This is a genomic window from Haliea alexandrii, assembly GCF_003719295.1.
Taxonomy (GTDB): domain Bacteria; phylum Pseudomonadota; class Gammaproteobacteria; order Pseudomonadales; family Halieaceae; genus Haliea; species Haliea alexandrii.
The window spans coordinates 602,555-616,336 of the sequence record NZ_RFLW01000001.1 but is presented as its reverse complement, the minus strand read 5'-3'; the positions used below and the strand labels follow the sequence as shown (position 1 = coordinate 616,336).

13 protein-coding genes are annotated in these 13,782 nt (G+C 62.9%); 6 read left to right on the top strand and 7 right to left on the bottom strand.

Features of this window, described 5'->3' with window-relative positions; all coding sequences use genetic code 11:
* The first annotated feature begins 3 nt into the window (after window positions 1-3).
* From lpxL to EGJ68_RS02885, 3 genes are read left to right on the top strand one after another with little or no spacing between them, the layout of a single operon-like run.
* Entirely contained in the window at window positions 4-951 is a 948-nt protein-coding gene (gene lpxL / locus EGJ68_RS02895; RefSeq protein WP_123033038.1) for an LpxL/LpxP family Kdo(2)-lipid IV(A) lauroyl/palmitoleoyl acyltransferase, read from the top strand.
* Between the two features lie 60 nt (window positions 952-1,011).
* Window positions 1,012-1,911, top strand: a complete 900-nt coding sequence (locus tag EGJ68_RS02890) for a lysophospholipid acyltransferase family protein (protein WP_123033037.1) — start codon at window positions 1,012-1,014, stop codon at window positions 1,909-1,911.
* A gap of 48 nt (window positions 1,912-1,959) precedes the next feature.
* Window positions 1,960-3,036 (top strand): CDP-glycerol glycerophosphotransferase family protein, encoded by a 1,077-nt coding sequence (locus tag EGJ68_RS02885; protein ID WP_123033035.1) that lies wholly within the window; start codon window positions 1,960-1,962, stop codon window positions 3,034-3,036.
* Here the strand turns inward: EGJ68_RS02885 and EGJ68_RS02880 are convergent.
* Window positions 3,021-5,036 (bottom strand): glycosyltransferase, encoded by a 2,016-nt coding sequence (locus tag EGJ68_RS02880; protein WP_123033032.1) that lies wholly within the window; start codon window positions 5,034-5,036, stop codon window positions 3,021-3,023. The genes EGJ68_RS02885 and EGJ68_RS02880 overlap by 16 nt on opposite strands.
* Window positions 5,037-5,161: 125 nt before the next feature.
* On the opposite strand from EGJ68_RS02880, the gene EGJ68_RS02875 reads away from it, so the two are divergent.
* A complete protein-coding gene (locus tag EGJ68_RS02875) occupies window positions 5,162-6,253 on the top strand; it encodes a glycosyltransferase family 4 protein (protein WP_123033030.1) in 1,092 nt (363 codons plus the stop codon).
* Here the strand turns inward: EGJ68_RS02875 and EGJ68_RS02870 are convergent.
* Together EGJ68_RS02870 and EGJ68_RS02865 are read right to left on the bottom strand one after the other, a co-directional pair.
* Complete coding sequence (locus EGJ68_RS02870) at window positions 6,226-7,248, bottom strand: NAD-dependent epimerase (protein WP_123033028.1); 1,023 nt, start codon at window positions 7,246-7,248, stop codon at window positions 6,226-6,228. The genes EGJ68_RS02875 and EGJ68_RS02870 overlap by 28 nt on opposite strands.
* A gap of 22 nt (window positions 7,249-7,270) precedes the next feature.
* Window positions 7,271-7,987: a 3-deoxy-D-manno-octulosonic acid kinase gene (locus EGJ68_RS02865; RefSeq protein WP_158283464.1), complete on the bottom strand. Its 717-nt coding sequence runs from the start codon at window positions 7,985-7,987 to the stop codon at window positions 7,271-7,273.
* A 92-nt stretch (window positions 7,988-8,079) separates the two neighbouring features.
* Between EGJ68_RS02865 and EGJ68_RS02860 the strand changes: the two genes are divergently transcribed.
* Window positions 8,080-9,174 carry a glycosyltransferase family 9 protein gene (locus EGJ68_RS02860; protein WP_199227906.1) on the top strand — a complete coding sequence of 365 codons (1,095 nt, stop codon included), beginning with the start codon at window positions 8,080-8,082 and terminating at the stop codon, window positions 9,172-9,174.
* 68 nt (window positions 9,175-9,242) lie between these two features.
* Here EGJ68_RS02860 and EGJ68_RS02855 read toward each other — a convergent pair whose 3' ends face one another.
* Window positions 9,243-9,641, bottom strand: coding sequence for a DUF6165 family protein (locus EGJ68_RS02855; RefSeq protein ID WP_123033027.1), 399 nt, complete (start codon window positions 9,639-9,641; stop codon window positions 9,243-9,245).
* A gap of 200 nt (window positions 9,642-9,841) precedes the next feature.
* On the opposite strand from EGJ68_RS02855, the gene EGJ68_RS02850 reads away from it, so the two are divergent.
* Entirely contained in the window at window positions 9,842-10,690 is an 849-nt protein-coding gene (locus tag EGJ68_RS02850) for a hypothetical protein (RefSeq protein WP_158283463.1), read from the top strand.
* A gap of 33 nt (window positions 10,691-10,723) precedes the next feature.
* Here EGJ68_RS02850 and EGJ68_RS02845 read toward each other — a convergent pair whose 3' ends face one another.
* Genes EGJ68_RS02845 through EGJ68_RS02835 form a run of 3 tightly spaced genes read right to left on the bottom strand, consistent with a single transcriptional unit; the run spans window position 10,724 to window position 13,629 of the window.
* Window positions 10,724-11,581, bottom strand: coding sequence for a putative RNA methyltransferase (locus tag EGJ68_RS02845; protein WP_233248653.1), 858 nt, complete (start codon window positions 11,579-11,581; stop codon window positions 10,724-10,726).
* 12 nt (window positions 11,582-11,593) lie between these two features.
* Complete coding sequence (locus tag EGJ68_RS02840) at window positions 11,594-11,965, bottom strand: DUF805 domain-containing protein (RefSeq protein WP_123033020.1); 372 nt, start codon at window positions 11,963-11,965, stop codon at window positions 11,594-11,596.
* Window positions 11,966-12,015: 50 nt separating this feature from the next.
* Window positions 12,016-13,629, bottom strand: coding sequence for a glycerol-3-phosphate dehydrogenase/oxidase (locus EGJ68_RS02835; protein WP_233248652.1), 1,614 nt, complete (start codon window positions 13,627-13,629; stop codon window positions 12,016-12,018).
* Window positions 13,630-13,782: the final 153 nt, after the last annotated feature.

Here is a 13,782-nt window from a genome sequence, read left to right as displayed (position 1 = left end):
CACGTGAGCACGACACGGCAACGCACCCGCGATACGCAATATCGCAGTTATCTGCACCCGACGTGGTGGCCCACCTGGCTGCTGATCGGTCTGATGTGGCTGCTGGCGCGCTTCCCCCTGCGCGTGCAATGGTGGCTGGGCAAAGGCGTCGGCGAGTTGGCCTACCGCACTCTGCCCCGGCGCCGGCACATTGCCGAGGTCAACATCGCGCTGTGTTTTCCCGAGCTCAGCCGCGAAGAACAGGTGCACCTCGCGCGGCGTGCGTTCCACTCGAACGGAATAGGAATTCTGGAAATCGGCCTCGCCTGGTTCCGCAACCCTGCAGCCTTCCTGGCCACCACGCGTGTGCACGGCCTTGAGCATGTGACCCGCGCGTTGGAGAAGGGGAAGGGTATCCTGGCGCTTGGGGGGCACTACAGTTCGCTGGATTTATGCGGCACGCTGGCCACCCGGTTTGTCGAGGCCGATGTCATGCAGCGCGACCACAACAACGCACTGCTCAATGCGGTGATGACGCGGGCGCGGGAGCGGCACTATGGTGTGGCCCTTTCGGCGAAGGACCTGCGCGGCCTGCTTCGCCGGCTGCGCGAGAATCGCACGATCTGGTATGCCACTGATCAGGACTACGGCCGCAAGGGCATCGTATTTGCGCCCTTCTTCGGCGTTGAAGCAGCATCGATCACGGCGACCTCGCGTATCGCCGAGCGCAGCGGCTGTGCGGTGCTGCCCTTCAGTCACTTTCGTCGCACGGATGCCGTAGGCTACGATATCTACTTTCACCCACCACTGGAGAACTTTCCAACCGGGGATGACCTCGCCGATGCTGCGCTGATCAATGCCACGATCGAAGAGCAAGTACGCCGCCACCCCGAGCAATACCTGTGGATGCACCGGCGCTTCAAGACACGCCCCGGCCCTCAGGACCCCGACCTCTACCGAGGGGATGCATAGCATGCCTGCGTCCAGGGTGATAGCGTTTACCCTCGCAGGCACCGTTTGGGCACTCGACACATGGCATTGACACGCGCACGTCTACTGATTGGCCTGATCCGGCTGGTGGGCAAACTGAACCTGGCCACGGCGCAGCGTATTGGCGCCCTGCTGGGTGGCCTGATGGGGCGTATTCCCAACCGCTCCAACCGGGTGACGCAGATCAACCTCGCCATTGCCTACCCGGAGCTTGGCGAGCGCGAGCGCAAGCTGCTGGCGCGTGAAAGCCTGGAGCACACGGGCCGCGTGGCGATGGAAATTCCGTTGATCTGGGAGTGGCCGGTAGAGCGCTGCCTGGGCCTGGTGCAGGAAATCGAAGGCGAAGAGCTGCTCACAGAGGCACGAGCGAGCGGCAAGGGCTTGCTCCTGCTCGCGCCGCACCTGGGCAACTGGGAGCTTTGCGGCCTGTATTTTTCTTCGCGCTACCGGATGGCTGCGCTCTACAGCCCCCCGTCACTGCCCGGATTTGAAGCCTACATGACAGCGAGCCGCAGCCGACACGGCTCGGAGCTGGTACCGGGAGACCGACGCGGCCTGACGCGCCTGATCAGCCTGCTGCGCGAGGGAGAGGTCTCGGGCATTCTGCCCGACCAGAGTCCGCGCGCTGCCGGCAGTGCCTATGCCCCCTTCTTCGGCATGGAGGTACGCACCATGACGCTGGTGAGCAAACTGCTGCAGAAGTCTGCTGCTGTGCCACTGATGACCTGGTGCCAACGCCTGCCCGACAGCCGCGGTTTCCGGTTGGTGGTGCGACGCTGCGAAGACGACATTGCCGACCCGGACCCCGTTGTAGCGACCGGGGCGCTGAACCGCTCCGTGGAGGCCTGTGTACGTGAGGCACCCGCACAGTACCAGTGGGAATACAAACGCTTCCGCCACCGCCCCCCCGGCCAGCCGGACCCCTATCGCCAATCACCCTGAGGCCCTGTGTTAAACTCTTCGCTCCACCAGCCGGAGCCCCGGGGCCGCATGCGCCACTACCTGTTCTTCGTCAACCAGCCCTACGCCTACTCCATCCTGCGCCCGCTGCAAGCCGAAATTCGCCGCCGTGGAGGCCAGGTTGCCTGGTTCGTTGCCGGGTGCAGTCACGCGCCGCTGCAACCCGATGAACACCTGCTGTGCACAGTCGATGAGGCGCGCGCCTATCCTGCGGTGGCCACCTTTGTGCCGGGCGACTGGGTGCCGCACTTTCTCCCTGGCATCAAGGTGGAGGTTTTTCACGGCCTGGCGCGCAACAAGCGTGGGCACGCCACGGAAGACGCCAGCGATCACTACACGATCCGCGGCTGGTTTGACCTCTACTGCACCCACGCCGGCACCGACACCGCGAAGTTCTCCGCGCTGGCCGCCGAGCACGGTCACTTCCGAGTGAGCCGCACCGGCTGGCCCAAGCTGGACCCCCTGTTCAGCGCGGCCGCACCCGCCGGACCGCGCCTGCGCGCCACGGGTGAGCCGCCGGTGGTGTTCTTCGCCTCCACGTTCAGTCGCAACATCACCTCCGCACCGGCACTGGCGGGGGTTATCGGAAGGTTGGCAACAACCGGTAAATGGCGTTTCATCGTCACCCTGCACCCAAAAATGGACGCAGAGATCGTCCAACGCTACCGCGACATGAGCGGGCCCAACCTGCGCTTCGTGGAAAGCAATGCAGATTTGCTGCCGCTGCTGCCCGAGGCCGACGTCATGCTCTGCGACACCTCTTCCATCATGTTCGAGTTCATGTTCCTCGACCGGCCTGTGGTCACCTACCGCAGCCGCATGGCGGGGCCCTACCTGTTGGATGTACAGGACGTGGAAGCGGTGGAACCGGCGCTGGCACAGGCGCTGGAAAGGCCGCCTGCACTACTGCAATCTGCACGTGCGCTGTGCGAGGAACTACACCCCTTCCGCGACGGACATTCCAGCGCGCGGGTATTGGACGCCGTGGACGAAGTGCTGGCCGCCGGGCCCACCCCCAGAGCGAAACCCCTGAACCTGTGGCGGAAATTGAAGATGCGGCGTCGCTTGCGCAAAGCCCTGGCGGTGACCGCTCAGTCAGCGCCGTAGCGCGGGCGATCCCGCGTCCAGAGACCGGCATATTTGTTAAAGCTCACCTGGGCGTAGAGCACCGCAGACAGAAAGCCCACCTGCCCATCGAGAACGCCCAGCCGCAACAGATACACGTGGACAAAGGTCAGCACCCCCCGAGCCGATGGGTACAGCAGCGAGCGCACGCGCTTGCCCTGACGGTGTTTCTCCTGCGCACCTAGCCAGGCGTACTGCGCACCCTTCTGCAGGGCGTGGCCGAAATCCCGGTGTGTAAAGTGCAACAGCCGTCCACGCAGGGTGCGCACACGGCGACCCTCCGGCAGCAGGATCTTCTCGTGCACCAGGGCGTCGGAAAAGCGTACCCCGGCGCGCCGGAACAGCCGCAGCGGCGCGCGACCACTGCGGCCAAAATCCAGCCGGGTACCGTAGATGGTCACCGCCCAGGGCAGGCAGTAGGCATCAGCAGCTGGCGCCGCCAGCACATGATTGATTTCGGCCACCAGCCCGGGGGTCAGACGCTCGTCAGCATCAATCGACAACACCCAGTCGCCGCTGGCACGCTCCAGCGCACGTTGTTTCTGTATGCCGAAGCCGGGCCAGTCGGTCTCAATAACGTGGCTTGTATGCTCACGCGCAATCGCCACGGTGGCGTCGTCGCTGCCACTATCAACCACGATAATCTCATCTGCCACACCCGCCACCGATGCAAGGCAGGCGCCGATATGTTCTTCCTCATTCTTGGTGATAACGATCACCGACACACGCACGCTGCGCTGCCGCTGGCAGGCACGGCGCAGCTCGGTCACCAGCGCCGCACCACAGGCAGCCAGCGTCAGCAGATAGAACGTGATAAACAGGCTGCGGGAAAACACCGCCTCGGTCAGACCAAACGCCGCGTAGCCAACTGGCAGCAACACACCCACCGAGGCGACAAAGGCGACCGCCGGCTCCGATGCGCGGAGGTGGCGTGCAAATACCGTTGCCGGTATCACCAGCAACAGCAACCAGCTCAATCCCCCGAGCAGGCCGCGGGTGGCAAGACTTTGCAGCAGATCGTTGTGCGCATGACTGGTGCAGCAGTCCAGCACGAAATCGGGTTGCGGCAACGTGCCCGCCACAGCCGCCGCCTGTACCGCATCGTGGTAAGCATTGAGCCCTCCACCGAGCCACGGGTGGCCGACAAACTCACCCCAGGCAATCTGCCAGATAGCCAGCCGCGAGGCGGTCTGCACATCGAAGTCGCCCGCCTGCAGGCTGGCAACGGTTTCCAGAAAGCGGTCATTGCCGGCGACGGTCAGCGCCAGGAAGACCAGCCCCGCGAGTACGGCAAGCACGCGCTGACGCGAGCCCATCAACGGCAGTAACACGGCCAGCAACAGGGGCAGTGCCAGCAGGTTGCTGCGGGTTTGGGTGAGCAGCGCGGCAACCAGTGCGGCTGCCGCCAAGGCGAGCGCCAGACCGGTATAGCGTGGCTGCTGCAAACGCTGCCAGTACAGTGCGGCGGACAACAACACGGCGGCGGCGAACAGCGACAGGTTGCCGAGCGTAATGGGGTTCAACCAGAGACCCGCCCGCAACGGCTCACCCGGCGAAGGTGGCCCTCCGAGCCACATGCTCGCCGCGGCATGCACAGCCGCACCCAGGGCCATCAGCGCAAAACCTGCAAACAGGTGACGGGCCCCCAGAGTCGACCAGCACAGCGCCAGCACCAGGGGCCAGAACAGCAACAGGCGGGCCGGCCCGTCGAGTTCCTTCAACGCGCGGTAATCAAACCCGCTGGCGAGCCAGAAGCACAGAAAAACCGCTACGGGAAACCAGCAGGCGAAATGCAGCAGGCGCAGTTCCCGCGGGCGCTCCCACCCGCTGGCGTGGAGCCGCCGGCGCAGCGCGGGCAGTGCAGCGGCCAGTGCGAGCAGAAAAACGGCGGCGGACAACAGGCTGGAGTAGAGCAGGGACCCGGCAAACCCGGCGACCGCCAGGCCCGCCAGCAGCTGTTGGCCTCGTGCCGATGAAATCATTGTGTATACTCTCGTCGATCTGCGTGGCCATTGTGGTAAACGCCGACCCACCGGGGCCGCCAACCGCGCCATTACTATAGCGCAGGTGCTCCCGCGGATTCCAACGTCGACACAGGACCCGGCCCATGAAAGCACTTTGCATTACCGATTGTGCCGATCGCCCGGAGACGGAGTTGTTCATTCGCCTCGCCCAGCGCATGGAGCAGTTCGCGGTCATGAGTAACCCGGCGGGGCGCTACCACGGCCTGCTCCTCGAGGCGGGGCTGGAGGTGATTCCCCTCAAAATCAGCGGCCGATTCGACCGCGCGGCAACCGCGCTGATCCGCGAGACGGTCTACCAGGGCGACTACGATATCGTGCAGGCGTTCAACTCGCGCGCCGTGACCTGCATGCTGCGCGCTGCGCGTCGCCATCGTGCGCGCCTGCTCGCCTATCGCGGCGTCACAACCGGTGTCGGATATGGCAAGCCGGAAGCCTGGATGACCTTCCTCAACCCGCGCCTTGACGGCATCATGTGTGTTGCTCACGCCATTCGCGACGCACTGCTTGACGTGCGCTTCCTCTGGCTGCGACTGCCACCCGAGAAACTCAAGGCAATCCACAAGGGGCACGAGCTTGCCTGGTACAACGTGGAGCCGGCGATGCTGGCTGACCTGGGCATACCGCCGGGGGCGAAAACACTGTGCTGCATCAGCCGCAACAGCGCCAAGAAAGGGGCACTCACGCTGCTGGAGGCGTTTGACGCCCTGCCATCCGCGCTGCACAGCCATCTGTTGCTGATTGGCTCCGTAGACAGCAATGCCGCGGTTCGCGAGCGGGCCGCACGCTGCCAGCACCCCGAGCGCATACATTTCACCGGCTACCGCAATGACGTCACCCGGATCCTCAGCGCCGCCGACCTGCTGGTATCGGCCTCGGAAAGCGGTGAGGGCCTGCCGCGGGTCGTCATTGAAGCCATGGCCGTGGGAACGCCCGTCGTCGCCACCGATGCCGGTGGCACCCGGGAGCTGGTGGCAGACGGAGAAACCGGTTTGCTGGTGCCGCAGCGCAACGCCCCTGCACTGGCAACCGCTATGCGCAACGCGCTGGAGGATTCCGCGGCGGCGGCGCAGCGCGCTGACAACGCGCGCCGGCGTATCGAGCGCGAATTCAACGCCGAGCAGACGGCGGTAAATACCTATGCCTGGTATCAGGAGCGGCTGGCTGCAGCCCCGTAATACTCCAGATACCAGTCGACAAACCGCGCTACGCCTTCGGCGACGCCGGTACGCGGGGCGTAGCCGGTAAGCTCACGCAGGGCACTGACATCGGCATACGTCTCCGCCACATCCCCCGGCTGCATCGGCAGCATGTTCTTCTCTGCGCTGCGCCCCAGACGCTGCTCAAGCAGCTCGATAAACTCCAGTAGGTGCACCGGACTCTCACAGCCGATATTGAAGATACGGTAGGGTGCGCTGGAGGTTGCAGGATCAGCCGCCATGGCATCCCACGCCGGATTCGGCTCCGGGGGCTTTGCCAGCACGCCGAGAATTCCGTCGACGATGTCGTCGATAAAGGTAAAGTCACGGCGGTGCTGTCCGTGGTTGAACACGTCCAGTGGCTCCCCCGCCAGAATCTTGCGGCAAAAAATCATCGGGGCCATATCTGGTCTGCCCCAGGGCCCGTAGACGGTAAAGAAACGCAAACCGGTTGTCGGCAGCTGGTAGAGGTGGCTGTAAGAGTGGGCCATCAACTCATTGGCTTTCTTGGTTGCGGCATAGAGCGACACCGGATGATCCACGCTGTGGCTGACGCTGAAGGGCTGGCGGGTATTGCTGCCATACACCGAGCTGCTGCTGGCGTAAACCAGGTGCTCTACCGGAAAGTGCCGGCAACATTCCAGCATGTTGCCAAAGGCCACCAGATTGGAGGTCAGGTAGGCCTGTGGGTGTGACAACGAATAGCGCACCCCGGCCTGTGCCGCCAAGTGAATCACGGCATCCGGGCGAAAGTGGCTGAACCACTCCCGGAGGCGGGTCGCATCCGAAAGACAAAACAGCGCTTCACTGAAACCGGGCTGACTGCGCAAGCGCGCGAGACGGGCCTGTTTCAGCGTGACATCGTAGTAATCATTGAGATTGTCGATGCCGGCCACTTCGTGGCCCTGTGCCAACAACTGCAGTGCCGTTTCACACCCAATGAACCCGGCGGCGCCGGTCACCAATACTTTCATCGTCTCTCCTGACGCCTTTTCATCACTCGCAGGCCGCCTGATACCCGCGCAAGAGGTCTGCCCAGAGTGACTCGCGCTGCCGCTCTGACAACTGCACACAGCGCTTCACAACCGAGCGCTGCAAACGGTCGAGATTGGCCTGCTGCCAGCGGCGTGCCGGGGGGCGCAGGCGGCAGCGGTCGAAATCAATCAGCCAGATGCCCTCTGGCGTGTGCAGCACGTTGTCACAGTTCAGGTCCACATGGTCCAGGCCCGCCGCGTGAAACGCCGCCAGCTGCGCACCCACGCGCTGCCAGAGTTGCGGCTCCTGCAGTGCCGGAGATGCCGGTAACGGCACTGCCTCGGGGATGCGCCGCAGCAGAATGGCCGCGCGGCAGGTGAACAGGCCGCTGCGTTCCGCCAGCGCTGCCACCGGTTCGGGCACCGGCAAGCCAAGCTCCCGCAGGCGCTGCAGCAAACGGAATTCCCGCAGCGAGCGACAGCGACGGAAACCGGTAAATACGTAGCTGCGGTGCGCTATACGCGCCATGAAGCCGCCACGCAGATACTGCCGTAGCACCAGTTCACCCATATCGGCATCCACAAAACTGGCACCACCACGCCCACCGACCACTACCGGACGTGCGCGCTCACCCCAGAACTGCGGGTCCAGCCAGGCCGCGTGTACACCGTCGATCGCCGGATTGCACAGCAGCAGGGACCCATCTCCGGAAACAATGTGCTCTGTCACGCCGCTCACGGCCGTCAACGTCCTCGGTACCCGCCACCGTAGCCAACGGCAGTGGTGCAGACCGCAGCGGGCGACTCGGATAGAATGCGCGCAGTGTAGCAATGATGACGCACAGAGCTCTACTGCGTCTGGACTCCGCCATGTCGCCAACACCACAATCCATTTGTCTGCTGCGCCTGTCGGCGCTGGGCGACGTCACCCACGTAGTGCCCGTTGTGTTGAGCCTGCAACAACAGCTGCCGGGCGTGCGCCTGACCTGGATCATCGGCAAACTCGAGGCGCGTTTGCTCGGCGACCTGCCCGGCGTGGAGTTCATCGTGTTCGACAAGCGCGCCGGCTGGCGCGGTTACCGCGAGCTCTGGCGCAGCCTGCGCGGTCGGCGCTTTGATGCGCTGCTGCACATGCAGGTGGCAGCGCGCGCCAATCTCGCCTCCCTGCTGGTGAAAGCCCGCCTGCGGGTTGGCTACGACCGCGCACGCAGCAAGGATGGCCACGGACTGTGCATTAACCGGCGTATCCCACCCGCGCGCAGCCAACACGTGCGCGACTGCCTGGCGAGTTTTCTGCAACCCCTGGGCCTGCAGCCGGCGGCGCCGCGCTGGGAGATTCCGCTGAGCGAACAAGACCGCGCATTTGCCCGGCAGCACCTGGCACAGGACCGGCGCAACCTGGTCATCAGCCCCTGCTCCAGCCACCCTCTGCGCAACTGGCCGGTGGCACACTACGCCGCACTCGCCGATCACGCCATGGACACGCACGGCATGCACGTCATTCTGGTGGGCAGCCCCGCACCCTTCGAGCGCGAAACCTGTGCCGCCATTACCGCCGCCATGCGCAACACCGCACACAACATCTGTGGCCAGGACACACTGAAACAGCTCACGGCCCTGCTGGCGGAGGCCGACCTGCTGGTGGCGCCCGATACTGGTCCCGCACATATTGCCAGTAGCATGGGGACCGACGTGCTGGGCCTGTTCGCCGCCAGCAACCCCCTGCGCTCAGGTCCCTACAACTCCCTGCACTGGTGTGTAAACCGCTACCCCCAGGCACTGCGGCAATTCCGCAGCAGCGATGTTGATGAGGCCCGCTGGGGCAGCAAAGTGGAGGTGGCCGGGGCGATGGAACTGGTGACTGTCGCGGATGCGACGGCGAAACTGGACCAATGGGTGCAGGCCCATTCCGCGCCAGCGGTCTAGCGGTTGGCTATCAGGTTGCGCGCCAGAGCACCGCTGGCAGCTACGCACCTACCACTCGATTGCCCGCGCTACTGCGTATAATCCTGATAGGACTTCTCTTCCACAAAGCGTGAACCCAGTGCCAGGTTGATCGACTTTTTCAGAGCTGCACGTTTGTCGTTGGTAAAGTAAACCGAGCGCGCCAGCTCGATGAACGTGGCACCAAATTCCTGTGCACGCTCACAATCACGGATATCGTCCTCAATCACCCAGAGCGATTCGTTGACCGCCTTCAGTTGTGCCCGCAGTTCAGCAATATGCGACTCATCCGCCACAGCGGCCGACCAGATACCATTCAGGGCTTCCAGCTCGGTGACGACGTTGGCGTTCTTGGCGGGATCGCTGATGCGCTCGGACTTGATTTCCAGAATCGTGATCTTGTCCAGCACTTCACCGAAGGAGACGGGGACGGTAATTACATCAGTCATGTGAACACTCGCTTGCCGGAGAACAGGCGCATCGCGAGAGGCGATGCTCAAGGTCCGTATTCTATGCCAACCGACCGGCGCTGCCACCCCCCGGGGGCAGCAGCGTAACCGCCCAACGCGTTGTCTCAGTCGGCTGTCTCGCTTGTCGTCACTCCTGCGGCCCTGTATTCTCACTGCAAAAGATGAAGGAAACTTGCGCTGTGAAGTTTGGAATACAACGTCCACTACTGCTTATATTGGTTCTGATTGCCCCGCTCACCATTAATTACGCGCAAGCTGCCGACATCCTCATACTCGATGACGATTACGGAACAGAGGTCGAGGATGACTTGACGAGTGCGGGCCATACTGTGACGTCACTGTCCTACTATGACTGGGAAGGCGACAATCCGAATCTCAGTGCGTTTGATGTCGTGATCCTGCTGAATGGCTATGAATATGGTTACGAACTGGGGGATGACGAAAACAGCCCCGCCTACGCGGCACTCGAAGAATTTATCCGCAGTGGTGGCACATTCGCGAGCACCGAATGGGTGATCTACGACATGGACGATGACATCAAGTTGGGTTTGGACCCTATCCTGCCTGCAGACTACACCAGCTACGTCGATTACAACTATTCCGGCACATACACTGTATTACAAGGTGACCACCCGCTCGCAGCCGGGTTGCCGACAACCTGGGACGCTGCTGAAGACGCTGACGGCGGCAGTTGCACCGATCTGAAACCAGGCGCAATCACCGTGATTTCGCGCAGCATGGACGACGACCCCACGGGGGATTGCCTCACCGCTTATGCACTGGCCTACCTGAACATCGGCCAGGGCGTCAGCATTCACCTGAACTCTGACCTCGGCCATGAAGACGACGTCGACGCAACACCGCAGTTGCTGCAGATCCTGCGCAACGTCGCTACCTTCAGAGGCGAGGGCGCCAGCCCCGTAGCCGTGCCGATGATGTCGGCGGCAATGCTCGCACTGCTTGCTGCCTTGTTGCTAATCCTTGCCTTGCGAACGCGGCGCGGGCAGCTCTCAACTCTGGACAGATAGGCGAGCCGTCAGCGATCTGCAGTGCGCCCGAAACTAGTTTTCGCGGACCAAACGCTTTAAGCGTACATCCACGACCACCTGTAAAGAATTCAGTGCCAGGGCCGCTGCGCGCCCCTCGGAAGGCGCACGATGCATGTGTGGCGTCATGGCCAGTAAGTCTGCAATTGACTGCGCACCCTCAAGCTCCACCCTGAACTGTACAGCCTGTTCTGCCTGCAAGCGGAACCCGTCAAGGCAAGCCCGAGGGGAAAAAGGCTTCCGTTTCAGCGCGGGGTAAATAATTTCTCGTAGCGCCTTCAGATGCGCGGGCCCCGCCTCCGCCAGCAGGAGTTCTCCTGCTGGCTTCAACACACGTGCAAATTCCGCATAAACGGGAAACCCGAACAAACAAAGCAGCCTGTCCACACTGCTGGTCGCGACGGGCAGGCCGGCGTTGCTGGCCACCATCCATGCCATGCGCTTGTCCTGCCGTGCTGCCTCCTGCACGGCCCACTTGGAAATATCCACGCCACCCAGTGTCAGCGGCCGCGCCCCACCGGCTGCCCGGGCCAGCTCACGCAGGTAGTAGCCCTCACCGCAACCGGCATCAATGCAGCTCAGAGGCGCGGCAGGGGACGCGGATTCCAGTACCTGATGTGCCACCGCGGCAGCCAGCGGCTGATAATGTCCCGCGTTGAGGAAACGCGAGCGCGCCGCGACCATTGCCTGACTGTCACCCGGGTCGCGCGAGCGCTTGTTCTGCACGGCGAGCAGGTTGACGTAGCCGCGCCGCGCGATATCGAAACTGTGCCCGCTGGGGCAGCGCCAGCTCGCGTGGCTGACAGTGAGCGGCAAGCCGTCCAGCGGGCATATCAGATCGTTGAAGGGCGTGATCAATACGCTTCCCACCACACCTTGAGTGTCCTACACCCCCACCTTCGGATTCGGACCGTACTGGTTGTCACCCGGCTCACTGTCCAGCAGCATGAATACCAGTAGCACAAGGAATCCCAGAATGGGAATCAGGGCCAGCAGCAACCACCACCCAGAGCGACCGGTATCGTGCAAACGACGCATGGCCACTGCGATTGAAGGAATGAACACCGCCAACGCATAGATGCCCCCCAGAAGCCCAAGGCCGGCATCATCACTGTAGGTGCCGGTGATGCCGTCAATGACGCCCAGCGCAATACTCGCCAACAGGTTGAACAGCACGAAGTACCAGTATTCCTTGCGCCGCGCGCGCCCCGTGAACTGTGCGTACTTGTTCTTCAGTATGTCGAGATACCAATCCATTCCCTTCCCCTTCTTATCATCGTGATGCGTATCGTTTCCCGCCGAACAGTTTAGTCCAAATCCCCGGCAACGTATTCCGTCAGGCGCTGCTCGGCCTCTTCCCCGAACAGGATTTCTGCTGCGCGACGCAAACCCGGTGCCTCGACAATCTCGTTCCGCCGCAGTACCAGTTCGATCTTGGACCGCCGACGCATGAAATCCTCGAGTTTCACCACCATCTCGCGCTGTGCCGTCATCTCCATTTCACAACGGGTGTATTCGGCACGGCCAATCAGCAGGCGGGCACAGCTGCGATCGGCACGGATTCGCTCCAGCAGGTGGAAGGCCGCCTGGCCATAGCGGCGCCAGAAGCGTTCGCTCAAGGGTTCCGACGATGTGGGAGCGGTGAGTGCATCCAGCTGCATCAGCCGTGCCTGGCGCAAGTATTCTGCGTGCACCTCGGCAGGAGGTTCCCCGTACCAGCAGGCCTCGGGGTCCGGCACGTTGATGCCCAGCTTGACCAGCTCGGCAACCACTTCATTGCCCACGTTCAGACAGTCCGTGAGCTTGCCGCCGAGAATACTGATGTGCTGCCGCTCCCGGTCCACTTCCAGTACATGCTTGCGGGAAAGCTGTACCCAGTCGGCGCTGCCATCGTCGCCGCCCACGGCGAGTGGGCGCACCCCGCAGCGCTCTGAAATAATGCTGTCACGGGTCAGGGGTGGATCCATGTCCAGCAGGGCGTTGATATTCGAGAGAACGAAATCGCGGTCCTCATCGGTGACACCCACTTCCGGCGAGTCAACCCGCGTATCGGTGGTGCCCACGCAAGTACGGGAGCCCATTGGAATGAGAAAGAACAGGCGGCCGTCGCTGGCAAAGAACGTCAGCACCCGTTTGTTGTCGGTGACCCTGTCAACAATCAGGTGAATACCTTTGGAGAACACATGGTGGTGCCCGGTCTGGATGTCCGCCGCTTGATTGAAGGTGTCCAGCCAGGGACCCGCTGCGTTCACCAGCGCTTTGGCGGCAATCGTGAACACCTCACCGCTAACCGTGTCCCGCGCCTCCACCAGCCAACGCCCCTGCTCGCGCCGCAGCGATGTCGCCGCAACGTAGTTGGCCGCCACACAGCCATAGTCCAGTGCCTTGCGCACAAAGCCGAATACAAAGCGGGCATCATTGTCGTAGAGGTAGCAGTCGGAGTATTCCAGGCCACCAGCAGCTTGCCGGGTGTTGATAACGGGCTCAGTCGCCTCCAGCTTGCGAGCGCTCACATAGCGTGGCGGGGCCGTCTTGAAACGCCCCATGACCCAGTACAGGAGACTCCCCAGAAAAATCACCAGCGGCGGCCAACGGAAGCCTTTCTGAATGGTGGTGAAAAAACGGATTTCCTTTACCGTGGAGGGGTAAGCGCGCATGAGTTCGTTGCGTGAGCGGCACAGCTTGTTGACCAGCAGGAACTCGTAGCTTTCCAGATACTTGATCCCGCCCCAGGCCAGGTTGGATGACTGCGAGCTGACGCCGCTGGCAAAATCCTCGCGCTCAATCAGCGCCACGTTGACACCACGGCCCGCCAGCGCGGCGGCAGATACAGCACCATTGATGCCGCCGCCTACCACCAGCACATCAAACTCCTGGCCGGCGAGCTTCGCAAGGTTCGTCTGGCGCAGCGAAGTGGTCACTCCATAACCTCCTTGGACCTTTGGGATGGCAGCGCTGTACAGTCTTCCCGGGGGAGAAACCGGAAGCACCTCCGCCACCAGCATACGTCAGCTGCGGCCACCAGACCAAGCATCGCCTGCGCAAGCAGATTAGACAGAGGCCTCCTGCGGCGA